We start from the raw sequence: 26,900 nt of genomic DNA, 5'->3' as shown, positions 1-26,900 counted from the left end.
ACGATCATGCTCGAACTCAGACCTTTCAACTCCCTGGGCGGCGCCCACCACGGCTGGCTGGATGCTCATCATCACTTTTCGTTCGCCGAGTACCACGACCCAAAACGTATGAACTGGGGCAACCTGCGAGTGTGGAACGATGACGTGATCGCCTCCGGCACCGGCTTCCCGAAACACCCCCACCGGGACATGGAAATCATCACTTACGTTCGTGAAGGCGCGATTACCCACGAAGACAACCTCGGCAACAAAGGCCGCACCGAAGCGGGCGACGTTCAGGTCATGAGTGCCGGCACCGGGATCGCACACAGCGAGTACAACCTGGAAGCCACCGAAACCAGAATCTTCCAGATCTGGATCATCCCGAACGAAACCGGCCTGGCACCGTCTTGGGGCGCCAAGCCGTTCCCGAAAGGCCAGCGCGAAGGTTTCGTGACGCTGGCCAGCGGCAAGAGCGGCGACGACCAAAGCCTGCGGATTCGTGCGGATGCGCGGCTGGTGGCCGCGAACCTGAAGGCTGGCGAGTCTGCCGAGTATCGGCTGGACAGCGGCCGTCGTGCTTACCTCGTGCCAGCCACGGGAGTGATTGAAGTCAATGGGTTGCGCGCACAAGCTCGAGACGGTGTTGCAGTGGCCGATGAGCAGGTGTTGCGGGTAACGGCCATTGAGGACAGTGAGATTGTGTTGGTGGACCTGGCTTGATGGGGTAAATGCAGGGCAAAAAAAATGGGCGACCAGAAATGGCCGCCCATTTTTTATAAGCCATTGTGGCCAGGAAGCTTGCTTCCCCACCACAGGGCACTCGATCACTTCGCGGAAATAGCGCCATCCACCAATGTTTGCGCTTCAGCCACCAACTGCTTCAGGTGTTCGTCACTGACGAAACTTTCGGCGTAGATCTTGTAGATGTCCTCCGTACCCGATGGACGCGCCGCGAACCACCCGTTTTCGGTCATGACTTTCAGACCGCCGATGGCCTGGTCGTTGCCCGGCGCATGACTGAGGATGCTCTGGATCGCTTCGCCCGCCAACTGGGTCGAGGTGACCTGTTCCGGCGACAACTTGCTCAGCAGGGCTTTCTGCTCCGGATTGGCCTTGGCGTCGACTCGCACCGAGAACGGTTCGCCCAGTTCGTCAGTCAACGCGCGATAAGCCTGGCTTGGGTCACGACCGGTACGAGCGGTCATTTCTGCCGCCAACAGCGCCGGGATCAAACCGTCCTTGTCTGTACTCCAGACACCGCCGTCCTTGCGCAGGAACGACGCGCCGGCACTTTCCTCTCCGCCAAACCCCAGCGAGCCGTCGAACAGCCCGTCCGCAAACCATTTGAAACCGACCGGTACTTCGTACAGGCGACGGCCCAGACGCTTGGCCACGCGATCGATCAGACCGCTGCTGACCACGGTTTTGCCCACGGCCGCATCAGCGCGCCATTGCGGACGGTTCTGGAACAGGTAGTCGATCGATACCGCCAGGTAACTGTTCGGCGCCAGCAAACCACCCGACGGGGTCACGATGCCGTGGCGGTCGTGATCCGGATCGCAGGCGAACGCCACGTCGAAGCGTTCTTTCAAGCCGATCAGGCCTTGCATCGCGTGGCTGGATGACGGGTCCATGCGGATCTGGCCATCCCAGTCGACCGTCATGAAACGGAATGTCGGATCGACCTGCTTGTTCACCACGTCCAGGTCCAGCTTGTAATGTTCGGCAATCGCCGACCAGTAGCGAACCCCTGCTCCGCCCAGCGGATCAACGCCCAGATGCAGCTTGGCACCGCGAATGGCATCGAAGTCGATCACGTTGATCAGGTCGGCCACATAGGTGTTGAGGTAATCATGACGATGGGTGGTGCTGGCCTTCAGCGCCTGTTCGTAGCTGATGCGTTTGACACCGGCGAGCTTGTTGCCCAGCAGCTCGTTGGCCTTGGCTTCGATCCATTTGGTGATGTGGGTGTCGGCCGGGCCACCGTTGGTAGGGTTGTATTTGTAGCCACCGCTTTGCGGCGGGTTATGGGACGGCGTGATGACGATGCCGTCCGCGAGCCCCGAGGTGCGGCCGCGGTTGTAGCAGAGGATCGCGTGGGAAATCGCCGGTGTCGGGGTGTATTCGTCACCCTCGGCAATCATCACGGTCACGCCATTGGCCGCCAATACTTCGAGGGCGCTGGCGCCGGCCGGGGTGGACAGCGCGTGGGTATCGATGCCGACGAACAGTGGCCCGTCGATGCCCTGGGCTTCGCGGTACAGGCAGATCGCCTGACTGATTGCCAGGACGTGCCATTCATTGAAACTCAGGTCAAACGAGCTGCCCCGGTGCCCGGACGTGCCGAAGGCGACGCGTTGGGTGGAGATGGCGGCATCGGGCTGGCCAGTGTAATAGGCCGTGACCAGTCGCGGGATGTCGACCAACGATTCTGCCGGTGCCGGTTTGCCCGCAAAAGGACTGAGTGTCATGCAAAACCTCTGGAATAGAGTGGTTCAGGAATAGGACAGCAGTTTACTGGCAGTTTGACCGCAACGCGATGGGATCGATCCATGGGCACAAACGATGTTTACGGCCGTGTTCAGTCCACCGACTCCAGTCGCAAGGCATCTCCCAGCAGGCTCAATGCAGCACCGATGTCATGATCTCCGCCGAACGCATGACTCAAGCGCAAATGCTGCGTATGCAGCCCCTGCAGACTGAAGAGTTCGCCCGGCGCAATCACCACATGATGCTTGAGCAAGCGCTGGAACACGCGACGCATATCGACCTGACGCAGTGAGCGTGCCCAGATCGTCGCCCCGCCCTGAGGATCGACGACATGCAGGGCGTCGCCCAGACGCTCCTGCAATAGCTGCGTCATGTGCACCTTGCGATCCTTGAGCAACCTGCGCAGCACCTGAAGGTGCTGATCGATCCGGCCATTGCCGTACAAACGGGCAATGGCTTTCTGGCGAATCGGCGACAGGCGAAATGAGCGCAGCAGGAAGTGCCGCTGCAATTGCTCGCTGAAATGTCGCGACAGCAGATAGCCGTACGGCGCTTCCGAACCGATGATTTTCTCGAACGTGGAGAACACGATCAGCCGGCCGGGGTCGAGCAGGTCGCGGAATCGCAAGCCGCCTGGCTCGAATTCGAGGTCGCCGTAACAGTCGTTTTCCAGCACCCAACTGCCATGCTGTTCCAGCAACTGCGCAATGGCCAGTCGATTGTCGTCGGGCGGCAGACTGCCCCGCGGCGCACTCAACCCCGACGACAGCATCACCAGCTGCACCGGCCGGGTTTCCAGCAGTTCCTTGAGTCGCTCGACGTCCAGGCTGCCATTGGCTTGCACTGGCCATTCGATCACTTGAACATCCGCGGCCTGAAGCAAGCGCAGGATCGTCCAGTCACACGGCGACTCGACGACCACCGCGGCGTCCTTGAGACCCAGCACAGCGATCAATATTTCCAGGACTCCGCGCAAGTCTGCGCCAACATAAACGTCATCGGCATGCCAGCAACGCACTGGCGACGTGGTGTAACGCGCCGCAAGAGCGGTGCGCAGTTCGAGCTCGCCGCAAGGTTGTGAAGGTGGTTGTGGCAGACGCGGGTATTGGCGCAGCAGTTCGCGTTCCAGCAGCAACAACGGACTGTCGAGAGGCTGCAGCAGCGCCGGCTCATCGGCACTGAAGACCAGCATACCCGGGCGTCTGGCGCTGACATAGACGGTTTCGAGGAGGTCGTTGCCACTGCCCGGCATATTGATCGAGGACACCGGCAACGCGTAGTAGCCGGACTTGGCCACCGAATAGACACGCCCTTCTTTTTCCAGCAGCGAATAAGCGTACTGGATAGTCGAGATCGACACGCCCAGTCGATTCGCCAACTGGCGTAACGACGGCAAGCGAACATTCGTGTCGCTGACCGGCTCGTTGATCAGGTGGGTCAAGTATCGGTACACCGCCTGATAGGCAAAGTCAGTCTCGCGAGGTGCTTTCAATGTCCCGCTGACCATTCACCCGCCACCGCAGCATCATGGTCATGACTGGCGGCTTCGGATTGCCCGTGCGCGTCGGCCGGCTCCCCGTCGGTCACCCTGCCCTCGACGTCAGGCGTCGGCCCCATGCGGTACAGCTTGCCGATCAGGCTGACAGGCAGCCCGCTGACGTCGACCATCCAGTGCACAATCTGTTCCGGCACCGGGTTGCCCTGCATCGCCCGGTGCAAGTCAGGCATTGCCACCAGCATGCCAGGGTGGCACTGACGCAGGAAACGCTCAAGCCCGGCACCGTTTTCGACAAAAGGCGCGAAGAGCAGGCACACCAGCTGCGCCTCGTTCAACCCAAGGCTTTTCTGCGCCTCGGCCGCAGCCAGTGCACGCTGATCGGACAGCCTCGCCGGGTTGCCAAAGGTCTCCACGGCTTGCTCGCACAGACGCTCCGGCAACCGCTTGCGACGCATCATCACCAAGGCTCGCTGCAAGTAGTCGGCGACGCCGGATTCATAGCTGTCACCGTGCATGAAACACGCCTGCAAACCCCGGACATGGGCAGAGATAGAGGGACTGACGTAGTCGTTGTCACTGAGCTGCGCCGTGAGTTCGTCAGACTGAAAACCCAGAAATTCGGTGAGCAGCGGCCATCGGTCTTCCCGGTTGCCGACCAGCAGGTCGTGAATGTCGATGAACGTGGTGCGACGGCAGGCTTCAAACTGTTCGGCCGGACGCCATTGCGCCTGGCCCTCTCCGTCATAAAACGTGCGGTAACAATCGCTGCCGAGTTCGTCGAGCACTGCAAACAGCGTGTCAAAACCGGTTCCAGAATGACTGGACGTCGTGAGCCCGGCCTTCGCCGCCGCCCGCTTCAAGCCCTCGATAAACAGTTTCTGCTGACGCGGTGAGTCGCTGCTGATCAATGCATCGACGCCGTTGTTCCACCGGGCAATTTGCCCAACGAATTCGCCAGTGGCCAGATACCCGTCGTCCCATAGATCGACCGGTCCGTCGAGGGACCGACGATGTCCCACCATCAGCAGATTGAGTCGATTGCCTTCGCGCCCCGCGTCCGAAATTGGAGACAGGTGCCTGAACGGCAAAACCTCCCGATTATCGGCCATCAATACTTCGACCCTGGGATCATCGTAGAGGAACAAGGCGCTGCAGCTGCGATGGATGTTGTCTTGAACCGTCGAACTGATGCCGTTCATGCGCAATGAAGCCACACGCAGCTGGAAGGTAGAAGGTGCCCTGCCGGCAATACTGAGCTGCGCGGCGCGTAGCAGTGCCAGGGTGTAGCAACTGTCCCGGGACCCGGACTGGATGGCCAGCACCTTGTAATCACCAATGCGATCCATGCCGCCGGCGGTGACCACTAATCGCTGAATCATCAACTGCAACGCTGTGCGTTCGGCCCGGGAAAAGAAACTCAGCAAGCGTTGCAGCACTTGCTGATAGACATAACTCATCGCCTGGTCATGGATAAGGGTCATCTTTATCTACCTGATACTCATAAGTTCAACCGTGAGCAAACAACGATATGCACGGCGCAAATCGATTAGCTGCCACGATTGAAGTGCTGGACGTTGTTCCCAAATGCTAACACTTAAGCTTCTGTAATTATTTGAAATGCCTGCTCAGTGCGGTTGTCCCGGCAACAGACAGGCCGCCGCAAAGCCCCGCAATACCGGCGCTCCTGGGCTGGAAGGGAGATCCTAGGAAATGTCCGACAACATCCCACAGACATTTAGCACAAGAAATAAAGAAAGAAGTCGCAGATGATTGTTTGGCAACTGCACAACGATCAACGGTTTGTCGGAAATATATTAACGATGTGCATTTAAAAGTATCAGACCGATACCCAGACATGACTCTTTCCTTGAGATGAAAGTAATCATTCAATTATCAGGGCTTAGATGACGATTAGAAGATACAGATCAAGAGCAAAAACCAGTTCAGTTGCTGAACCGACCTGATCGACAGGGACGTTTCATTTTCCCGTACGCATAAAAAAAGTCCGTGCGGGGCACGGACTTTTCAGAGGGGGTGTTACGCAGGTTCGACTTGCAGGGCGACCCGTTCGCGGCATGGGCATTCGTCCATGTAGCGGTGTGCTTCGACAAACTCGGAAAACGGGAAGACCCGGGTCTTGAGTGGCAGTAGAACGCGATCGGCGGTCATCTGGTTGATGTCGCGCAAGGCACGTTGCAGTGCGGCCTGATCCTGAATGATGCCCAGTTCCGGCTTGCCGGTGAAGTTGCCGATGCAGTGCACAAAGAACTGAATGTTCTTCTGGAACGCTGCGCAGGCCGGGAATGGCGTCTGGTTGCCCCCTTGCAGGCCGTACAACACCAGGCTGCCGCGAGGTGCGAGCACATCGCCGAGCAGAGACATCTGAGGGCCACCCAAACCATCGAACACCACATCGACACCGCGGTTATCGGTAATCTTGTTGATCCGCATGAGCAGATCTTCTTCCTCGGTGACGATGACCTTCTCGGCACCCAGCGACAGCAAGTATTCACGCTCTTCGGCCGTCTTCGTGGCGGCAATCACCCGTACGCCCAGGGCTTTACCCAATTGGACGAAAGAAGGTCCGGCACAGTGACTGGCGTCGGTGACCAGGGCGAACTGCCCTGGCTTGACCCGTGCCAGATCGACATAAGCGAAGTAGGCAATCAACAGAGGCGTGTAATGCACCGCCGCTTCGATCGGGTTGAGCACGTCCGGATAGCGGGTCAGCGCCGAGCGTGGCAAAACGATCTGCTCGCCATAGACCGGGTAGTCGTTCGGGCTTTCAGCCGGGAAACTGGCGACCTTGTCACCGACCGCCAGGTCATCGACGCCCTCGCCGACCGCCGTCACGACGCCGGACATTTCATGGCCGAGGCCTGAAGGCAAACGAGCGTGGGACGAGGCCAGGTTCTGGCGCCAGAGAATGTCGTACCAGCTGATGCCAATCGCCTCGACGCGCACCTGCACTTCGCCCGGCGCAGGGAGAGCGGCCGCATGCTCTTCGCATTTGAGCACCTCGGCTGGACCAAACTTGTGAAAACGGATCGTGCGGGACATCGCAAACCTCGTCAAAGAAACCTCTAATGCCCTGAACTCTATCTGGGCTTTCTACCCAAGACTATCAGTGGCTATTAATAGTCGACATGCCTGTCATTGATTCCGCAGCGACGGCGACATCTTCAAATGTCGTAAGAAACCGAAGCAGCCTTTGTAGGAAAACTGAATTACTCGGTGCAGAGTAGCAGCCTTTCCCCGTAATATTCATGCCGGCCATTGTTCTCATATGGCCGCTCTCGTCAAGCTTGATGACTCTGCCAGGACTCCAGATGAATCGTAATGACCTGCGTCGTGTCGACCTGAACCTGTTGATCGTATTCGAAACATTGATGCACGAACGCAGTGTGACCCGCGCTGCGGAGAAATTGTTCCTCGGCCAGCCCGCCATCAGTGCGGCGCTCTCGCGCCTGCGCGGGCTGTTCGATGACCCGTTGTTCGTGCGCACCGGCCGCAGCATGGAACCGTCCGCCCGGGCGGTGGAGATCTTCGCCCTGCTTTCGCCGGCCCTGGACTCGATTTCCACCGCCGTCAGCCGTGCGGCGGAATTCGACCCGGCGACCAGCACTGCGGTGTTCCGCATCGGCCTGTCGGACGATGTCGAATTCGCGTTGCTGCCGATGCTGCTCAAACGCCTGCGCGCCGAATCACCGGGGATTGTGCTGGTGGTGCGTCGTGCCAACTACATTCTGATGCCGAGCCTGCTGGCTTCGGGCGAGATTTCAATCGGCGTCAGCTACACCGCCGACTTGCCGGCCAACGCCAAGCGCAAAGTGCTGCGTCGCAGCCTGCCCAAGCTGTTGCGTGCCGATACGGTGCCGGGGCCGTTGAGCCTGGACGACTTCTGCGAACGCCCCCACGCGCTGGTGTCTTTCGCTGGCGACCTCAGCGGCTTTATCGATGAAGAACTGGAAAAACTCGGACGCAAACGGCATGTCGTGCTCGCGGTGCCCCAGTTCAACGGGTTGAGCACGCTGATCAGCGGCACTGACATTGTCGCCACCGTGCCGGATTACACGGCGGAAGCATTGACGGCAGCCGGCGGTGTGCGGGCGGAAGATCCGCCGTTGCCGGTGCGCAGCTTTGAATTGCACATGGCATGGCGTGGGTCGCAGGACAATGATCCAGGAGAACGCTGGCTGAGGTCGCGGATTCAGATGTTTTTCGGGGATCCGGACAGCCTGTCCTGAGCCTGGCATTTTGTTGGGGTATACGTCCCCTTCGCCGGCAATCCTCGCGCCTACAGGAGTATGCAATTGACTGTAGGCGCGCGGCTTGCCCGCGAGTGAAGCGACTCGGTCTTACGCCGATTACTTGCATTCCCGGCAACACAGAATTGCCGTCAAGCACATTGATCGCCCTCGTACGGCAGGCGCATGCTAGAGGGCTTGCTTCGACCTTATATCATTCCGAATGATAGTTACCTTCGCTTCATTCGATTCGTGCCATACCACCTCGCCGAGCATCATCCGCCCATCTCAATACATTGGCGGATGCATCCATGGAACAGTCACTCAAACATTTGCGCTTCCCCTTGGCCATGTTGGCCGTGCTGGTGATGAGCGCTTGCGGCAAGGCTCCGGAGTCTGCCGCGACCATGCCTGCGGCGAAAGTCAGTGTCGCCAAGGTGCTGGAACAACCGGTCAACGAGTGGGACGAATTCACCGGGCGCCTTGAAGCGCCGGAAACGGTAGAGATTCGCCCAAGGGTCTCCGGCCAGATCGATGATGTGGCCTTTACCGAAGGCGCACTGGTCAAGAAAGGTGACTTGCTGTTCCAGATCGACCCACGCCCGTTCCAGGCTGAGGTCCGCCGCCTCGAAGCGCTGGTTGCCCAATCCCGCGCCAATGCCACCCGCAGTGAAAATGAAGCCCAGCGCGGTGAACGTCTGCGCACCAGCAACGCGATTTCCGCCGAATTGGCCGATTCGCGCACAAGTGCGGCACAAGAAGCCCGCGCCGCAGTGGGTGCCCTTCAAGCGCAACTGGATCTGGCGAAACTTAACCTGAGCTTCACCCGCGTCACCGCGCCAATCAGCGGCCGCGTCAGCCGCGCGGAAATCACCGCCGGTAACCTGGTCACCGCCGATACCACCGCGCTGACCAGCGTTGTGTCCACCGACAAGGTTTACGCCTACTTCGACGCCGACGAGCGTGTGTTCCTCAAATACACCCAGCTCGCTCGCCAGGGCAAACGCGGCGCCACCACCCCGGTGTACCTGGGCCTTTCCAATGAGGACGGCAACCCGCACCAGGGCGTGATGAACTTCGTCGACAACCAGGTCAACCCGAAAACCGGCACCATCCGCGGTCGCGCAGTGTTCGACAACACCGGCGGCATTTACACCCCTGGCCTGTACGCCCGTCTGAAACTGGTTGGCAGCGGCACCTACTCCGCCGTGTTGATCAACGATGAAGCCGTCGGCACCGACCTGGGTAAAAAGTTCGTGTTGGTGATGGATGCCGACAACAAAACCGCCTACCGCGCGGTCGAGCTGGGTCCGAAAATCGAAGGTCTGCGCATCGTGCGCAATGGCCTGAACAAGGACGACACGATCATCGTCAAGGGCCTGCAACGGGTACGTCCCGGTTCGCCAGTCACCCCTGAAGTGATCCCGATGGCCAGCGAACAAACCCTCGCGGCACTCGCACAACAACGACAAGCGCTGGAAGCCAGCAACCTGCCCCAAGTCGCGCCTGCCAAGGCCGCGCCGGGTTCGGTTGTGAAACTGGCTGCTGCGACTCCACGCGGTTAAGGGACAACAACTCCGATGAATTTTTCCCAATTCTTCATTTCACGGCCGATCTTTGCAGCGGTTCTGTCGCTGCTGATCCTGATCGCCGGCGCCATCTCGCTGTTCCAGTTGCCGATCAGCGAATACCCGGAAGTCGTGCCGCCGACCGTTGTGGTCCGTGCCAACTTCCCGGGCGCCAACCCAAAAGTCATCGGTGAAACCGTGGCCGCTCCACTGGAGCAAGCCATCACCGGCGTCGAGAACATGCTGTACATGTCCTCGCAGTCCACCGCTGACGGCAAGATCACCCTGACCATCACCTTTGCGCTGGGCACTGACCTGGACAACGCACAGGTGCAGGTGCAGAACCGCGTGACCCGGACCGAACCGAAGCTTCCAGAAGAAGTGACGCGTATCGGTATCACCGTGGACAAGGCTTCGCCCGACCTGACCATGGTTGTGCACTTGACCTCGCCGGACAAACGCTACGATATGCTCTACCTGTCCAACTACGCCTTGCTCAATATCAAGGATGAGCTGGCGCGCCTGGGCGGTGTTGGTGATGTGCAACTGTTCGGTATGGGCGACTACTCCCTGCGAGTGTGGCTCGACCCGAACAAGACCGCTTCGCGCAACCTGACCGCCACCGATGTGGTCACCGCGATTCGTGAGCAGAACCGTCAAGTGGCTGCCGGTGCCTTGGGCGCCCCGCCTGCACCGAATGCCACTGCGTTCCAGTTGTCGGTCAACACCCAAGGTCGCCTGGTTTCTGAAGAAGAGTTCGAGAACATCATCATTCGCTCCGGCGACGACGGTGAAATCACACGTCTGAAAGACATCGCACGCGTTGAGCTGGGTTCCAGCCAATACGCCCTGCGCTCCTTGCTGAACAACCAACCGGCGGTGGCGATCCCGATCTTCCAGCGTCCGGGTTCCAACGCGATCGAAATCTCCAACGAAGTGCGCGACAAGATGGCGGAGCTGAAGAAGAGCTTCCCGGAAGGCATGGACTTCAGCATCGTCTATGACCCTACGATCTTCGTGCGCGGTTCCATCGAAGCGGTGGTTCACACCCTCTTCGAAGCACTGATCCTCGTGGTTCTGGTGGTGATCCTGTTCCTGCAAACCTGGCGTGCCTCGATCATTCCGTTGGTGGCGGTGCCGGTTTCGCTGATCGGTACGTTTGCGGTCATGCACCTGTTCGGCTTCTCGCTGAACGCCTTGTCATTGTTCGGATTGGTATTGGCCATCGGTATCGTGGTGGACGACGCCATCGTGGTGGTGGAGAACGTGGAAAGGCACATCGAGCTGGGAGAAACGCCCGTAGAAGCCACCAAGAAAGCCATGCGAGAGGTGACCGGACCGATCATCGCGACGGCGCTGGTGCTGTGTGCGGTATTTATCCCGGCGGCGTTCATTTCCGGACTCACCGGCCAGTTCTACAAACAATTTGCCCTGACCATTGCCATCTCGACCGTGATCTCGGCGTTCAACTCGCTGACACTGTCCCCTGCCCTGGCCGCCGTGCTGCTCAAGAGCCACCATGCGCCGAAAGATCGCTTTACCAAAGTGCTTGATAAGCTTTTGGGCGGCTGGCTGTTCCGTCCGTTCAACCGGTTCTTCGAACGCGCCAGCCATGGCTATGTCGGCACCGTAGCCCGGGTTATCCGCAGCAGCGGTATTGCCCTGCTGTTGTACGCAGGCCTGATGGTGCTGACCTTCTTCGGTTTCGCTCACACCCCGACCGGTTTCGTACCCGGCCAGGACAAGCAATACCTGGTGGCGTTCGCGCAACTGCCGGACGCTTCGAGCCTGGACCGCACCGAAGACGTGATCAAACGCATGTCCGACCTGGCCTTGAAACAGCCTGGTGTGGAAAGCGCTGTAGCGTTCCCGGGCCTGTCGATCAACGGTTTCACCAACAGCCCGAACGCCGGCATTGTGTTTGTGACCCTGAAACCGTTCGACGAGCGTAAAGACCCGAGCATGTCCGCCGGTGCGATTGCCGGTGCCTTGAACGGTCAGTTCGCCGGGATTCAGGAAGCCTACATGGCGATCTTCCCGCCACCGCCGGTACAAGGCCTTGGCACCATCGGTGGTTTCCGCCTGCAGATCGAAGACCGGGGCAACCTGGGCTACGACGAGCTGTACAAAGAAACCATGAACATCATCACCAAGAGCCACAACGTGCCGGAACTGGCCGCGCTGTTCACCAGTTACACCGTGAACGTGCCGCAGGTCGATGCCGCTATCGACCGGGAAAAAGCCAAGACCCATGGCGTGGCTGTCAGCGATATCTTCGACACCCTGCAGATCTACCTGGGTTCGCTGTATGCCAACGACTTCAACCGCTTCGGTCGCACCTATCAGGTCAACGTTCAGGCTGAGCAACAGTTCCGCCTCGAGCCGGACCAGATCGGTCAGCTGAAAGTGCGTAACAACAAAGGCGAGATGATCCCGCTGGCGACCTTTATCAAGGTCAGCGACACCTCGGGCCCGGACCGCGTGATGCACTACAACGGCTTCATCACCGCTGAAATCAACGGTGCAGCAGCCCCAGGCTACAGCTCCGGCCAGGCTCAGGCGGCCATCGAGAAACTGCTCAAGGAAGAACTTCCGAACGGCATGACCTATGAGTGGACCGACCTGACCTACCAGCAGATTCTGTCCGGCAACACCGCGCTGTTCGTGTTCCCGCTCTGCGTATTGCTGGCGTTCCTGGTACTCGCGGCCCAGTACGAAAGCTGGAGCCTGCCACTGGCAGTGATCCTGATCGTACCGATGACCCTGCTGTCGGCCATCACGGGTGTGATTGCTTCGGGAGGCGACAACAACATCTTCACCCAGATCGGCTTGATCGTACTGGTGGGACTTGCGTGCAAGAACGCGATTCTGATCGTCGAGTTCGCCAAGGATAAACAGCAGGACGAAGGCATGACCCCGCTGGCTGCGGTGCTCGAAGCCTGCCGCCTGCGTCTGCGGCCGATCCTGATGACCTCCTTCGCGTTCATCATGGGTGTGGTGCCACTGGTGTTCTCCAGCGGTGCCGGTGCTGAAATGCGTCACGCCATGGGTGTGGCGGTGTTCTCCGGGATGCTCGGGGTGACCTTCTTCGGTCTGTTGCTGACACCGGTGTTCTACGTATTGATTCGTAACTTTGTGGAGCGCGGTGAGAAACGCAAAGCGGCCAAGGCCCTGAAACTGGAGGCGCAACAATGAGCCTGAAAGCCTTCCTGCCGAGCCTGCTGGTACTGGCCCTGAGTGCCTGTGCCGTCGGCCCGGACTACAAGACCCCAGCCACTGAACCGGCCAACATCACCACCGCCACCGATGGCGCTGCCGGCCAGAAGAACTTCGACCGCTCGCGTTTCGAAGGTATCTGGTGGCAGCAGTTCGAAGACCCGACCCTCAACCAGTTGGTGACGCAATCGCTGCAGGGCAACCGTGATTTGCGCGTGGCCTTCGCGCGCTGGAAAGCGGCCCGGGCGATTCGCGATGACGCCAGCAATGACGCCATGCCGACCATCACCAGCCGCGTCAGCAGTGATCTGGGCAAAGGTCAGATTCCGGGCCAGACCACCAAACGGGTCAACAGCGAACGCTATGACCTGGGTCTGGACATGGCCTGGGAACTGGACCTGTTCGGTCGCATCCAGCGCAACCTGGAATCCAGCGACGCCGAACAGCAAGCGGCCGAAGCCGACCTGTACCAACTGCAAGTCAGCATGATTGCCGAATTGGTGGATGCTTACGGTCAACTGCGCGGCGCACAACTGCGGGAAAAGATTGCCCTGGCCAACCTGAACAACCAGCAGGAGTCGCGCAAGATCACCGAAAGCCTGCGTGATGCCGGCGTCGGCGATCAGCTCGATGTGGTCCGCGCCGATGCTCGCCTGGCGGCCGTCGAAGCCAGCGTGCCGCAGTTGCAGGCTGAACAGGTGCGGCAGAAAAACCGCATCGCCACGTTGCTGGGTGAGCGCCCGGACAAGCTGACGGTGGACCTGAGTCCGAAAGAATTGCCAGCGATTGCCAAGGCGCTGCCGATCGGTGATCCCGGCGAACTGCTGCAGCGTCGTCCGGATATTCTCAGCGCCGAACGCAAACTGGCTTCGGCCACGGCCCGTATCGGTGTGGCCAAGGCGGATCTGTTCCCGCGGGTCAGTCTCAGTGGTTTCCTCGGCTTTACCGCCGGGCGTGGTTCGCAGATCGGTTCCTCGGCGGCCAACGCCTGGGCACTGGGCCCAAGCATCACCTGGGCAGCGTTTGACCTGGGCAGTGTTCGAGCTCGCTTGCGCGGTGCCGACGCGGAGGCCGAAGGCGCTCTGGCGACCTACGAGCAACAAGTGCTGCTGGCGCTGGAAGAATCGGAAAACGCCTTCAGCGATTACGGCAAACGCCAGCAACGCCTGATTTCTCTGATTCGTCAGAGTGAATCCAGCCGCGCAGCCGCCGACCTGGCAGAAATTCGCTACCGCGAAGGGTCGTCGGACTTCCTCGTCCTGCTTGATGCCCAACGCGAACGTCTGGCGGCGGAAGATACCCAGGCCCAGGCTGAAGTCGATCTGTATCGCGGCATTGTCGCGATCTACAAGGCCCTTGGCGGCGGCTGGCAACCGGAGACGGTCGCCAGCCAGTAACAGAGCTCTTTTGGTTGGCCGCAACCAACCCTTTTTTTGCCCCGCGCCTCATTCGGTCGCGGGGCTTTTTTTTGTCTGCAGTTATGTTGCATTCCCCTGTGGGAGCGAGGCCGGCAAGCCAGTCTCGCTCCCACAGGGGATTAACGGTGATCTTGAGCATTGTGGCTTTCCTGGATGGTCACTGTCGCCGTCGTCCCCGCCCGCAGTTTGTCCTTGCCGGCATAGTCGGCGTCGATCTTGATCCGCACCGGCACCCGCTGTGCCAGTTTGACCCAGGTGTAACTGGGATTGATGTTGGCCAGCAAACGGCCGCCGGGCAGGTTTTCCCGGTCGGCAATGGCGAAAGCGATGCTTTGCACGGTGCCGCCAAAACGTTCGCCACTCATCAATTCAATGTCGACCCGGTCGCCCTCCCCGATTCGCGGCAGTTTGGTTTCTTCAAAATAGCCGCTGATGTAAAAGGAATCGCTGTCCACCAGCGCCACCAACGGACCACCCGCGGTCGCATAGTCGCCCTGTCGGGTCAGCAGATTGGTGACGTAGCCACTGACCGGCGATTCGACCCGCGTGCGCTCCAGGTCGTGCTCAGCCTCGGCCAATGCGGCGATGGCCAGATGCACATTGGCCTGGGCAAAACCCAGGTTAGCCTGGTTGCGCATCAAATCGGCCTGGGCCACCGAGACATCGGTGCTGGATTTTTCCCACTCTTCACCGGAAATCGCCGCGCGCTCCTTGAGTGTACGGCGACGGCGTTCCTCACTCTGACGCTGCTTGAGCAGCGCCTGGCTGGCCACGATGGTCGCTTCGGATTGCCCCAGCGCGGCCTTCGCCACTTCCACCGACCGCTTCGCATGCTCCACGGCCAGGATGTAGCGCGAGGGATCGATTTCCAGCAGCAACTGGCCCTTCTCCACATGCTGGTTATCCTGCACGCCAAGGTTGACGATGCGCCCCGCGACATCGGCGGACAAGGTCACCACATCGGCACGCACCCGGGCATCCCGGGTCCAGGGGGCACGGGTGTAATGTTCCCAGGCGAACCAGCCAAGCACAAAGGCCAGCACGACCACGGCCACTGTCGTGAGTCGGGCGAGGATTTTCTTCACTGCATCAGGCTCCCATCAGCAGAATCAACGTGGCACACACGCAGGCGTACAGCGCGCCCTCGAACAAGGCTTCATGCCACACGAACTGCAACACGCCGAGGCGCCGCAAAATCCAGTCCAGCAACAGATAAATCGGCAAGCCCAGCAGCAGCGCCTGAGCAATCGGCGGCAGGTAGACACCGCCTATTTCCATATCAATCGGCAAGGACAGGTACTCCTGCTGTGGGCGTTGCGGGTTCAAAGTGGCCACGGTGACGCTCCAGGAACGACACCACGATCAATAACGCCACGCGCATGCGAAACACCGACCACAAATGCTCATGGACGCCGGAATGCAGCGCATCCAGTTCATCGCCCAGGGCATGCAGGCTATCGAGCACGCGATCCACTTCAACGTCGGCCCGGCCGGCGACCAGTCGCCCGGTTTCCCTAACCGTAGCGAACAGGCGGTTTTGCACTTCCGGGCTCAGTAACGCGTTGTCCTGCCCCTGTTGCCTGAGCTGGTTCAACGCAATGCCCAGCGCCATGCAACCGAGGCTGACATCGAACAAGTCACGCGCTGGCTTGTCCTGGATGGACGGCAACAGCCCCAGCATCATGGTCAGGCGGTCGACCATGCGACTCTCGAAGGCAAACTGGTTTTGATCCGTGGGCGGAATTTTCAGCAAGGCGTAGACCTGCTCGCAATTCTCCTGGTGCAGCCGGCGAATGCGCAGTACAGGCCTGAACGGAAAGATCAAGGCATACACACTCAACGCCAACGCGGCGGCGCAGACATACGAGCCGGCAAATTCGAACCACTGGGTCGCGGTGTTTTGCCCCAGCCCCGTGTTCTGCGGGCCCAGTAACAGAAAGGTCGACAACCCGAGCCCAATCCCCGTCCCCGTGGTGGGCGGGCTGGACAATCCCACTGCGACGGCATACAGCAAGGGCGCCAGTAACAGCGCCAACAGCTCGAAACTGCTGATCATCGGCACCAGCGAAAATTGCAGAAATGCCGACACCACCAGCGCCAGTCCCAGGCCCCGGGCAAAACTCTGGGCGGCCAGCAGAGGACGCGGAAACGTGGCCATCAGCGAGCAGAGAATCCCGGCAACGATCATGCCGCCCCGTGCGCCGTCCCAACCGGTTTCGATCCAGATCAGACCGGCCACCATCAGTGCGCAAAAGGCGCGGATCGCGTTCGTCGCCGCCAGCGTGTAGTCCATGTGCAGCGGGTTCTTCTGCCCGCGATAGAGGCTGCTGGCTTTGCGCCCGCTCTGGATCGCATCGCTCAGTTCCAGAATCGTTTCAAACTGCTGCAACAGACGCGCCTGTTCCCAGCGCAATGACCACGACAGCGAACGCAAGGTCGCCGAAAACGGCTCGATGAGTTGCTCCGAACGGTAGGCCAGATCATCGAAGCGCTTCTGCAACGCTGCGAATTGGCGCCGTTGCTCATTAGGCATCGCGCGCCCCAACTGCGCCAGTTGATCGAGGAACAACACTTCTTCGGCGAGCAAACGCTGAACCTCCTGGGGAATCTCGCCTTCCAGACGCTCGAGCAATAACTGCCTCTGATGGCGCAACGCGGTGAGCCGAGCGGTCAGCAGCACCAATTGGTTGCCGAGCAATTGCACCAGGTCATCGGCACTGCGCAAACGCGGCGCATCGTAATACAGATGCCGCCGTACCCCTTCCAGTGCGCTGATCTGACCGAGCAGCTGCATTTGCCGAAGATGGAAATCGGCCTCGCTTTCCTCGGTACGAATGGCAGCACTGGCATGGGTCGCCAGCAGTTTGATCACCTGATCGATCCTGGCAAAGTAATCCTTGGCCACGGCCTCCGGGCGCGCAGTCAGAAGGCTGACGACACACACGCAGGCCACCGCGAGCAACGTTTCGGTCACGCGGGTCACGGCGAGCAGGAAGGTGCCGTCCTGATCAGGGACCGCCAGGAGTCCCACCACCACCGCGGTATAACCGCTGAGTACAAAGGCCTGGGAACTGGTGTAGCGCAACAAGGTGCCACCGGCGGTACACAGCGCCAGCCACAGGGACAGCGTAATGAGAAAAGGCAGCGGCGCCTGGGGGAAGATCCCCATGATCACCACGGCCACCATCGCGCCCAGGGTCGTGCCGATGACCTGGCCGAAGCTGCGGGCCAACGCCATCCCGGCCAATGGCTGGCTGACGATGACCACGGCCATGATCGACCACTTGGGCTGGTCGAGGTCGAACAGAAACGCCAGGTACAGCGTCAACAGCCCGGCCGCGATGGTTCTCAAGGCAAACAGCACTACCCCCGGACCAGGGTTGAGTATTGCCTTGAAGTATTGAAGCAGCGGTTGCATGGGAGTGCTCATCGAGTCATCTCCTGCAAGCGTAGTCACTGGATGGGCGGGCCGGATGAGTTTGCGCGCTGCACAATCCAATCAACAGTGAGAATGCGCAGCACCCGGTCAGCTTTGAGCTGTACTGTTTTGTTTAACTTCTTTTTCCATGTGTGGGGAGTTGATCTGTGCAGGTTTGGAGTTGTTATCTTGAACAGGTTTTTTTATCGGAAAAGGAACCGACTCCGCAAAGGGATTGGGTATGCTTTTTAAGATGGCGCGATCCAGCGCGCTCGGATTGGGTATGAATTTTCCAGCACGATCGTAGGCACCTAGTATCTTCGATCCCGGAATATTATTCTCATAAGTGACTTGATACGGATTTGAACCCAACCGTGATTGAGAGCCAGCTTTCCAATTATCATTTCTTACAACATCACTCCCACTCTTGGTTCTGCCATCAATCAGATAGGTATACCCCCCTTGCTTTCCTCCCTGGTGATAGGCACCCATACCATTGCTGTCGTAATAACCTGATGTTTTCACCCCTGAATTGTTTCCACTCTTGAAGCCTTTGGCAAATACCTCGTGGGGCGACCGCATGTCTCCGCGCATGGTAAATCCTCTATACACATAGCCTTCTTTAGGGCCGGCAAAATACAAGACACGCGAACGGTCCATCAGTCTTTGTGCAACCTCAGGTCCTTTGCCCAACGACTTCAATCGACCTACAACCACATTACTGGTTAACTTTCGATTTACCTTGTCCTGAATAATCCACGGATTCCTGACTCTGGGAGCAATCCATTTTTCTATTTTTTTAGCATTGGCCGAGAGCGGTGAAGACGGGTGCCCATATTTTGGAAAGTGCCTGGAAAGCTCTTTAGGGAAAACCTTGTCAAACTTCAAGCGCTCACCAATTTTCCCAGCAATACGGGAGTCCACCACCCTGGAGAATATTTTCCCCAGTACTTTACCGATATACGGTCCAGCGACTTGGCCAATCATTCCCTTTATTGCATTGGCTTTATGTCGACTTGCTTCCAGAGGGTCATCATTTACCGCCCCCCGCACGTATTGAGCCCCAGAGGCGCTAGCACCCATCATAAAGGCAATACCTGCGACCGGAGCTCCTGGCATCGCCAATATGATGGTAAAACCAGCCAATGCATCCGCCAAAATACCCAGCAATTTATCGACTGTCCGCTCTTCCAATGTTGAAGTCATCGTATCCATATCAGATTTGGCTTTATCAACCACTTCCTTGAACAATTCTTTAAAGGCATCGTGTTCGTCCTCATAACGGGTGGCGCCGTCCTTTCGGCCAAATATAATTGGCGTATAAGGCCATTTATAATCGCTGTACATATTCAAGGGATTCCACCCCCAGACAAATCGCCCTTGACTGTGCTGAAAATCATCATCATCACGGGACAACAAGTTTTTCAGGGGGATTCGTTTTGACAGTTCACTTCTTAACTCCGGAAATTCCTCTATTGATTTTCCGTCCTTTTCAAACAGTTCAGCAGGACTCTCGATCACCGTTTCATTCCCACTCAGGAAAACAAACAATCCCTCTGGGCCTCTCCCCTTGGACAAAAAAACAGCGTTCGAAACAGGAAGCATATCGCTGTATTTACCGTGCTTTATAGCGATGGGCCTTATCGGGATTTCTCCGCGCACATACTGATTGGCGACTTCTTTACCTTGCACTGAGATGTGCGCACCTTCGAGACAGTCGCTGACGACCTGCTGCAACTTGTATTTAAGATTCGCCTTCCATAACTCGAAAGACTTTGGCTGAGACAAAACTTTTTCCGAACGGCTTTTATAGTCTTCCCAGAGGTTACTTTTCCTCACGGCATTTTTGAAACCTTCTGTAAATCCAGAAGGCCAATTAATTTTCATCTCTTCGCGTGATTGCGCTTCTTTCTCGTGTCGCCCCATCATCAATTCGGCCAAGCTGAACATCTTATATCTGCGGGCTACTTTTTGATAATAGTTACCCTTGCTCGCCAGCGGACGTGGCGTGTCGTAGTCAACTCTGAACTTTGTTTGTTGATTTACTTTCGATTTCAAATCAGGAGGCAAATCCGAGTCGACGACGACCTGCTGTACAGATGACAAAATAAACAAAGACGGGTCCAATACTAACTGCAGTTCGACATAATCCTTGATAAATAAATCTGCCGCCTGACTGATCGTGACACCGGGTGCGATTTCCTCACCCGGCTTTATGGCAATCTCGGCGTCTAATGCGCGCTGTCCCGCCTGAATGAGCCAGTGTGCAGACGCATGCGCAGTTACGCCGCTTTCTGAGGTCTGCATTTCGGAACTCATCCCCAAACTGCGTCTCTTACGAACATTTATCGGCATATCGCCCATTAATGGAGCGGCATCAGCAGTAACGGCGGCCTCGGTCGTTGATCCATTATCCGGATCGGCCTCAAACTCAACATTTGCATCTAATGCCGCCAACACAGTGACTTCATTGAGGTAATCCTGATAGGTCACATTTTGGTTGCCAGGTACAGGCCGCTGCAAAAGTGCCTCAAGGTTCTCGACCAGTTGTGGATCGTCGGCGGGATCAGGGTAGTCGGACTCGCTGATCCATTTTTTTACTTCATTTGCGAATTCCGGCAGATCCCCAAATAGATCCTCTACACCTTCGACAACATATTCATCAAACACCGCTTCTTCATTCGGCACAGCACCCGGATCGAGTTCAACCCCCTGTAAAGGATCAATCGCCTGTTCTGGTTCAGGTAGTGACCAACTTGCGTAGAAGTTACTGATCGCCACGTATGCAGCAAACACGCCCGTAGCCCGACCTGGATTTCGCTCTATCAAGTCACCCGTTTGACCGAGAACCGCAACTCCCGTGCTGATTAAACTGCTGCTCATTCGGCCGAGCCAGCTCGCCATTTGCCCCCCGACAACTTGCATTTCGGACAGGAAGGGGCCGGGCGAACCCGCGGGCTGATCATTCAAGGTTTCGGTTGTAGGCTGGTAAACCCGGAGAGGTTCAAGCATGGCTTCCATCTCGATCTGTTCATCGGCATAAGCACTGCCCCAAGGCATTGCTTTTCGGGCGAACTGATCCAGAATTTCGTCCACTTGTGCCGCTAGCCGTCCGAGCTGCGCGATGGCCGGCGGTCGTTCCGGACCTGGCTCGAGCGGCGATCTGGAAAAGTCGGACGCGCCATTTTTCCAGGCACCACTGTCTGGCTTCGCAGCGGGCCGATCTGTTACAGGGGTACTGCCCAACTTCACGGCGTCAAAGGTGGGCCGGCTGGTTGAAATATGGCTACTGTCCAGTCTTAAAGCGTTAAAGATGTCCAGCGCATTGCAGACATATAAAAGTTTGCCGACCAAGCTGTCGGGAACACGCGGGCCGTTTCCGGTGACGCTGGAGTAGAAGTCTGCGCTGCGCTCAAAGCTCTGCAGGCTCTTCAGCAACCCATCCGAGCCGTCATTAGACAAGGGAGGCGTTACCGACGTGTGTGTTGAGTTCATCAACGCTGAAAACGAAATCGGGCGTCCGAACACACCTTCCAACCAACTGGGGCCGACCAGCCACTCCAGCCAGGTCAGCTCTGCATCATCGCCGGGTTTGACTTGATCGCGCAGGGCTTTGACCTCTGTCACATAGTGCTCCGTCCAACGTATTCGCTTTACATCCCCCTTTTCGAGATGGCGGATAAACGCTTCCAGCTGAGCATGTACATCCCATGGAGGAGGCCGCAGGTCTGACGCGTCTTCCAGCATCATCAGCGCACTGTCGAGTGCGCCATCGCTTGAGCGAATGTACTGCCGGCCCTGTGCCGTGAGATTTTTCAGGGTTTCCCAGTGAACATCCGCAAGCATCTCTTCGTTCGCAATCCGCTCGTCCCGCAGTTCACTCGAGCGATCCAGCTGTGACTGGATGAATCCCGTCTCTCCTTCGGTTTTCTGTCCACTCGGAAACCTTACGTTTTCGCCCAAAGCGGCCTGCCATTTGTCGGGTGGCAAGTGGCACAGCACGTCGATAATTTCTTTCAGTCGCACGTCATCCAGCGAACCAAGTGGCCGGACCGAACGCAACATCGCGTCAGCAAACAGTCCGGCAATGGCTTTGCCAGTTTCTGTTTGCAAGATCCCGCTGCTCAGGACCGCCAATGCTTCCTGCTCGGAAAGCGTTTTCGTCATCAGCTGGTTTTTGAGTAAGGACCACTGGCACTCAAGATCGATCTGATCAAGAAAAGCCCCCGCAGATGAACTGAATGTACCGCGCGCGAGTACCGGTGGCGGAATGTCTGCGTTCGATGCAGTGGGCGCTGCGGAAGAGAAATTGAGGTTGTCCATGACCCGAGAACTATTCCCGGCTAGCAGAAGCGCGGTGGAGATTGGTGTTTTCACCGTTGCGTCATTGGCAGATGGAAATTTCGGCGACGCAGAACTGACTTGTGTTGCATTGCGCAGGTGAGGCATGAACGATTTTCCGTCTCGACTGGATCAGACGCAAAGCATGTATAGCCGCCCCGAAAACATCTTGTAAAAAAAGCCCGTATGTGTGCGAGGTCAGAACATTTGTTAAGTCGTTTAACCGACCAAGGTTTGACTCCCGTCCCAGACTGATCAAAGCTGACACTCATTTGCTAGTGCCTCAGCCTCGGATTTCCATGCCCAAGTCCCGCCGTTATTTGTTTATCAGCCTCTGCGTACTGATTGCCATCGGCCTTGCGTGGGGCTTCCTGCGCAGTACGACCCCTGTGGTGCCTGAAGCGATCAGGCGTGGTTACAGCGAAGCACTGACGCAAGCCAGGGCTGGTCAACCGGGCGCCGCGCGCGTGCTTTATCAGCAACTGGGGCGTCCTGACATTTCCCCCAAACGCCGCGTATGGCTGCATGCCGAGCTGCCCAACTACCCCAGTTCCGTGGCCCTGAAACTGGCGGACGCTGACCTGCAGCATCCCTCGGCCGATGTGCGCATCGCCGCCATCAGAAGCATCAGCGGGCTGGTCCCCAACGGTCAGCGCAGCCTGCTGTTGGGCCCGTTGCTCGATGACAGCGAACCACGTGTCCGGTTTGCTGCGGTGAACGCGCTGCTGGGGTTGTCGCCGGACGACCTCGGTTTGTATTTCGGACCGTTGCAGCAAGCCATCGATGCGTGGGAACAGGCGCTCACCCAAGCGCCTGAAAGCGCCGACAACCAGTATCAGCTGGCCCGGTTGCACCTGCACAATGCTGAATTCAAAGCGGCGCAACAGGCGCTTGAAAACACCTTGCGCCTGGCCCCCGACAATCTGCCCGCACTGGTGATGCAGATCGAAGTGCTGGACCGGCAAGGACAAAGCGAAGCCGCCCGGCTGCTATTGGCCAAACAGTTGAAAGCCCAGCCCGATTCCGCCTACCTGCAACATGCCCTGGGGATGTGGTTGCTGCACCACGGTCAGAGTGAGTTCGCCCTGCTCGGCTTGTCCAAGGCGGTGGAACTCGAGCCGGACAACAAGGATTATCGCTACGACCTGGCGACGACGCTGCATGACGAGCAAGAGCTTGAAGCGGCGCAGAAACAATTGCAGGAAATCGTCCAGCGCCACCCCGCCGACCGCAAGGCCCGGGTCTTGTTGATCAACTACTGGAAAGAAAGCGGGCAGCTGCAAAACGTGCAGATCCTGTTGGCCCAACTTGAACAACTCAACCCCGACGACCCGGCACTTCAACAAGGTCTTTAAAAGATCGCAGCCTGCGGATGAACGCATCCGCCGCAGGCTGCGATCTTTTGCTTTTGCACAATCCCCACCCCAAAAAGTGTTGAACGCTCTTCGCGGCCAATGGTCAAGTGATCAGGCAGTCCATTCAGGCACTTCAGGCCTGCTGCCTCGCTTCCCCTAGTCATGAGAGGGCATTTTTTGTCTACATCTAACGAGTTGTTCAGTGCAAAAGCCGCCACCGGCATCGAAGGTCTGGATGACATCCTGGCCGGTGGATTGTCCCGCGGTCACGTGTTTTTGCTGGAGGGCGAGCCCGGAACCGGCAAAACCACCGTCGCTTTGCATTTTCTGTTGGCCGGCGCCAGAGCCGGAGAGCGCTCGTTGTACATCACCCTGTCCGAAACCGAACGCGAACTGCGTCAAGGGGCGTTGTCCCATGGCTGGGAGCTGGATGAAAACATCCACATCTTCGAGCTGACGCCGCCGGAAAGCCTGCTCAATGCCGAGCATCAGCAGAGCCTTTTGTATTCCTCGGACCTTGAGCTGGGTGAAGCCACCAAGCAGATTTTCGAAGTGGTCGAGCGGGTCAAGCCGACTCGCGTCGTGCTCGACAGCCTTTCTGAAATCCGGCTGCTGGCACAAAGCTCCCTGCGCTACCGTCGCCAGATCCTCGCGATCAAACACTATTTCGTGCGCTATGACGCCACGGTGGTGTTGCTGGACGACCTGACCACCGAGTCCCTCGACAAGACCGTGCACAGTGTCGCGCACGGCGTGATTCGCCTGGAAGAATTGACCCCCAACTATGGCGCCGAGCGCCGGCGCATCCGCGTGGTGAAGTATCGCGGCCAGAAATACCGCGGCGGCTTCCATGACTTCACCATCATGGGCGACGGCGTACATGTGTTCCCGCGTCTGGTGGCCGCCGAACACCGTGGAGGGTATATCCGCCAGCAGTTGACCAGCGGCATCAAGGAGATGGACGCCCTGCTCGGCGGCGGTATAGAAACCGGTTCGAGCACATTGATCCTTGGCCCCGCCGGCACCGGCAAATCACTGATCTCGATGATCTTCGCCGCCGCCGCCGTGGCCCGGGGCGAGAAAGCCGCACTGTTCATTTTCGATGAAGAGCTGGGCCTGCTGTTCGAGCGCATGAAAAACATGGGGATTGACCTCAAGGCCCTGCAAGACACCGGCAACCTGCATATAGAACAAGTCGATGCCGCCGAGCTGTCCCCTGGCGAGCTTTCCTACCGGGTTCGTCGGTGCGTCGATGAGCGCGATATCAAAACCGTGGTGATCGACAGCATCAATGGCTATCAGGCCGCAATGCCCGAAGAGAACGCTCTGGTGCTGCACATGCACGAGTTGTTGCTGTACCTCAATCGCCGGGGCGCCGCGACCTTCATGACCGTAGCCCAACATGGGCTGGTCGGTGACATGCAAGCGCCCGTGGACATTACCTACCTCGCCGATACCGTCATTTTGTTGCGCTATTTCGAAGCGCTGGGCAAGGTCCGCCGGGCGATCTCGATCATCAAGAAACGCACCGGCAGCCATGAATCGACCATTCGCGAATACCGCATCAGCTCCAAGGGCATGACCATCGGCGAACCGCTGGACGCGTTCCAGGGTGTATTGCGCGGCGTCCCGACTTATCTGGGTGCGAGCAATCCTTTGCTCGGGGATGAAATTCCGTGATGGTCCAGGAAGCGACGTCCGAACGCGCGATCATCCTCGCGCCACTGGGACGTGACAGCCAGATTGCCCTGATGATGCTCAATGAAGCGGGTTATGCCGGCGTCATCACCCGTGACCTGGTCGGCCTTTGCGCCGAACTGGAGCATGGCGCCGGATTATTGCTGATCTCCTCCGAGGCGTTGCTGGGCAGTGATGTCGAACCGTTGTTCGCATTGATCGAGCAACAGCCCGCATGGTCGGACCTGCCCATCGTTCTGATGACCTACCATGGCGGCCCCGAACAGAACCCCGCCTCACGCTTCGGCCCGCAACTGGGCAACGTCACCTTCCTTGAACGCCCTTTTCATCCGGTGACGCTGATCAGTCTGGTGACCACCGCGTTGCGCGGTCGCCGACGACAGTATGAAGCCAGGGATCGGCTGATCGATCTGAGTCAAAGTGAACTGCGCCTGCAAACCACCCTCGAAACCCTGGAACAGCAGGTCGAGGAGCGCACCGCACAGTTGCGCCACAACGAAGAAGCCCTGCGCCAATCGCAGAAAATGGAAGCGGTCGGTCAACTCACCGGCGGCATAGCCCACGACTTCAACAACATGTTGACCGGGATCATCGGCAGTCTGGAACTGCTGCGCCGACGCCTGGCACGCGGACGCACCGAGGATCTGGACAGCCTGATCGACCTGGGCGTGACCTCCGCCAACCGCGCGGCAGGCCTGACTCACCGCTTGCTGGCGTTCTCCCGTCGTCAGTCGCTGGACTCCAAACCCGTGGCGATGAACACCCTGGTGGTGTCCATGGGCGAGTTGCTGCAGCGCAGTATCAATGAAAGCATTCACCTGGACATGCAGCTCAACGAGCCATTGTGGGTGGCAGAGGCCGACCCCAATCAACTGGAAAGCGCCCTGCTCAACCTGGTGATCAATGCACGGGATGCCATGCCCGACGGTGGAAATCTGGTGGTCAGCACCGGCAATCGGTATCTGGACAGCGATTTCACCGAAGCCCACAGCAACCTGGAACCCGGCGATTACGTGGTGCTCAGCGTGACAGACAGCGGCTGCGGAATGCCGCAAAGCACGATCAACCGCGCTTTCGATCCGTTTTTCACGACCAAGCCGATCGGCCAGGGCACCGGGCTTGGCTTGTCGATGATCTACGGTTTCAGCAAACAATCACGCGGCCACGTCGCCATTCACAGTGAAGTGGGCGAAGGCACTACGGTGAGTCTGTTTCTGCCGCGTTTCAGTGGTGACCTGCCCCAGGATTGTCCGTCAGACGTGCAGCACGCGCTGTTCGCGCAGAACGGCGAAACAGTGCTGATCGTCGAGGATGACCCGGCCGTGCGGGTGCTGGTCAGTACAGTGCTGAGTGACCTGGGTTATGCTTTCGTCGAGGCCGGCGATGCCGACAGCGCGGTGCCGATTCTGGATTCCGGACAGCGTATCGACCTGATGATCAGCGACGTCGGGCTACCCGGCATGAACGGTCGGCAACTGGCAGAAATCGGTCGGCAGTACCGGCCCGATCTCAAGGTATTGTTCATCACCGGCTATGCAGAACACGCGGCGGTGCGCGGCGGGTTCCTCGATCCTGGCATGCAGATGATCACCAAGCCGTTTACCTTCGACCTGTTGACGGCGAAGGTGCGGGAGATGATTTGCCATGATCTGCCATGAACTGATTTAGC

General features: G+C 58.4%; 16 protein-coding genes. 8 read left to right on the top strand and 8 right to left on the bottom strand.

All coding sequences use genetic code 11. The features are described from left to right. Window positions 1–6 precede the first annotated feature (6 nt). Complete coding sequence (locus B723_RS20950) at window positions 7–702, top strand: pirin family protein (protein ID WP_031318906.1); 696 nt, start codon at window positions 7–9, stop codon at window positions 700–702. 104 nt (window positions 703–806) lie between these two features. Here the strand turns inward: B723_RS20950 and pgm are convergent, their stop codons facing one another. From pgm to B723_RS20930, 4 genes are all read right to left on the bottom strand, one after another. Then, window positions 807–2,453 carry a phosphoglucomutase (alpha-D-glucose-1,6-bisphosphate-dependent) gene (gene pgm, locus B723_RS20945; protein ID WP_017338757.1) on the bottom strand — a complete coding sequence of 549 codons (1,647 nt, stop codon included), beginning with the start codon at window positions 2,451–2,453 and terminating at the stop codon, window positions 807–809. Between the two features lie 110 nt (window positions 2,454–2,563). Next, window positions 2,564–3,964 (bottom strand): PLP-dependent aminotransferase family protein, encoded by a 1,401-nt coding sequence (locus B723_RS20940; RefSeq protein ID WP_031318904.1) that lies wholly within the window; start codon window positions 3,962–3,964, stop codon window positions 2,564–2,566. Continuing rightward, window positions 3,961–5,451, bottom strand: a complete 1,491-nt coding sequence (locus B723_RS20935) for a hypothetical protein (protein ID WP_017338755.1) — start codon at window positions 5,449–5,451, stop codon at window positions 3,961–3,963. Before B723_RS20935 ends, B723_RS20940 begins: the two co-directional genes overlap by 4 nt. Window positions 5,452–6,007: 556 nt before the next feature. Then, window positions 6,008–7,030 carry a zinc-dependent alcohol dehydrogenase family protein gene (locus tag B723_RS20930; RefSeq protein ID WP_017338754.1) on the bottom strand — a complete coding sequence of 341 codons (1,023 nt, stop codon included), beginning with the start codon at window positions 7,028–7,030 and terminating at the stop codon, window positions 6,008–6,010. A gap of 269 nt (window positions 7,031–7,299) precedes the next feature. On the opposite strand from B723_RS20930, the gene B723_RS20925 reads away from it, so the two are divergent. From B723_RS20925 to B723_RS20910, 4 genes are all read left to right on the top strand, one after another. Beyond that, on the top strand, window positions 7,300–8,217 hold the full coding sequence (locus tag B723_RS20925) for a LysR family transcriptional regulator (RefSeq protein WP_017338753.1): 918 nt from the start codon (window positions 7,300–7,302) through the stop codon (window positions 8,215–8,217). Window positions 8,218–8,528: 311 nt separating this feature from the next. Continuing rightward, window positions 8,529–9,782: a multidrug efflux RND transporter periplasmic adaptor subunit MexE gene (gene mexE, locus B723_RS20920; RefSeq protein WP_017338751.1), complete on the top strand. Its 1,254-nt coding sequence runs from the start codon at window positions 8,529–8,531 to the stop codon at window positions 9,780–9,782. A gap of 15 nt (window positions 9,783–9,797) precedes the next feature. Further along, a complete protein-coding gene (locus tag B723_RS20915; RefSeq protein WP_017338750.1) occupies window positions 9,798–12,980 on the top strand; it encodes an efflux RND transporter permease subunit in 3,183 nt (1,060 codons plus the stop codon). Next, window positions 12,977–14,398, top strand: a complete 1,422-nt coding sequence (locus tag B723_RS20910; RefSeq protein WP_017338749.1) for an efflux transporter outer membrane subunit — start codon at window positions 12,977–12,979, stop codon at window positions 14,396–14,398. The genes B723_RS20915 and B723_RS20910 overlap by 4 nt, the downstream gene beginning before the upstream one ends. Window positions 14,399–14,538: 140 nt before the next feature. Here the strand turns inward: B723_RS20910 and B723_RS20905 are convergent, their stop codons facing one another. The 4 genes from B723_RS20905 to B723_RS20890 all read right to left on the bottom strand — a co-directional run bounded on the left by B723_RS20905 (window position 14,539) and on the right by B723_RS20890 (window position 22,286). Next, window positions 14,539–15,504: a biotin/lipoyl-binding protein gene (locus B723_RS20905; RefSeq protein WP_017338748.1), complete on the bottom strand. Its 966-nt coding sequence runs from the start codon at window positions 15,502–15,504 to the stop codon at window positions 14,539–14,541. 4 nt (window positions 15,505–15,508) lie between these two features. Then, window positions 15,509–15,709, bottom strand: coding sequence for a DUF1656 domain-containing protein (locus tag B723_RS20900; RefSeq protein ID WP_031318903.1), 201 nt, complete (start codon window positions 15,707–15,709; stop codon window positions 15,509–15,511). Then, window positions 15,699–17,849, bottom strand: coding sequence for an FUSC family protein (locus B723_RS20895; RefSeq protein ID WP_017338746.1), 2,151 nt, complete (start codon window positions 17,847–17,849; stop codon window positions 15,699–15,701). The genes B723_RS20900 and B723_RS20895 overlap by 11 nt, the downstream gene beginning before the upstream one ends. 96 nt (window positions 17,850–17,945) lie before the next feature. Further along, window positions 17,946–22,286: a hypothetical protein gene (locus tag B723_RS20890; protein WP_144425258.1), complete on the bottom strand. Its 4,341-nt coding sequence runs from the start codon at window positions 22,284–22,286 to the stop codon at window positions 17,946–17,948. A 191-nt stretch (window positions 22,287–22,477) separates the two neighbouring features. On the opposite strand from B723_RS20890, the gene B723_RS20885 reads away from it, so the two are divergent. The 3 genes from B723_RS20885 to B723_RS20875 all read left to right on the top strand — a co-directional run bounded on the left by B723_RS20885 (window position 22,478) and on the right by B723_RS20875 (window position 26,889). After that, entirely contained in the window at window positions 22,478–23,533 is a 1,056-nt protein-coding gene (locus B723_RS20885; RefSeq protein WP_017338744.1) for a HEAT repeat domain-containing protein, read from the top strand. 177 nt (window positions 23,534–23,710) lie between these two features. After that, the gene (locus B723_RS20880) at window positions 23,711–25,213 is read left to right on the top strand and encodes an ATPase domain-containing protein (protein WP_031318901.1); all 1,503 of its coding nucleotides are present in this window, start codon (window positions 23,711–23,713) and stop codon (window positions 25,211–25,213) included. Then, a complete protein-coding gene (locus B723_RS20875; RefSeq protein ID WP_017338742.1) occupies window positions 25,213–26,889 on the top strand; it encodes a response regulator in 1,677 nt (558 codons plus the stop codon). Before B723_RS20880 ends, B723_RS20875 begins: the two co-directional genes overlap by 1 nt. The last annotated feature ends 11 nt before the right edge of the window (window positions 26,890–26,900 follow it).

This window comes from Pseudomonas fluorescens NCIMB 11764, from assembly GCF_000293885.2.
In the GTDB taxonomy this organism is placed as follows: domain Bacteria; phylum Pseudomonadota; class Gammaproteobacteria; order Pseudomonadales; family Pseudomonadaceae; genus Aquipseudomonas; species Aquipseudomonas fluorescens_B.
This window is presented reverse-complemented; position numbering and strand designations above follow the sequence as displayed.